This is a genomic window from Pseudoalteromonas sp. S408 (assembly GCF_005886645.1).
GTDB lineage: Bacteria > Pseudomonadota > Gammaproteobacteria > Enterobacterales > Alteromonadaceae > Pseudoalteromonas.
On the sequence record NZ_PNDY01000079.1, the window covers coordinates 1 to 357 of the forward strand.

Here is a 357-nt window from a genome sequence, read left to right on the forward strand (position 1 = left end):
TTAGACATCACTTTAAGTTGGCTCGCTATAAACTGGCACGCATATTTGAAGCTTATTTCGTTCGGTGCTCTGTTGTGTGACACCGCTGCCAAACTCGCCTCTCTTCTAACTAAGTTGTAACCTAACATAAGCCCCCATAACTCTTGATACACAAGCTCAACCTTCTTGCTCCTCAAGGTAATTGCATTATTTTGCATTGATGACTTTATATCCCGATAACCCAGCTCTATTTCCCATCGCTCATGATATAAATTGGCGACATCCACAGCACTAAATTTCTCTCTCGGCAACGATGTAAAAATGGTTTTATCTTTCCCATCAATTTGGTATGTAACCGCTCTAACTTCCCATGTTTCT

Annotated in this window: 1 protein-coding gene; it reads right to left on the reverse strand. The window is 40.9% G+C overall.

The window, feature by feature from the left end:
* Window positions 1–357 (reverse strand): transposase (locus CWB62_RS18545; protein ID WP_138556300.1); only part of this gene is annotated, 357 nt, incomplete at both ends.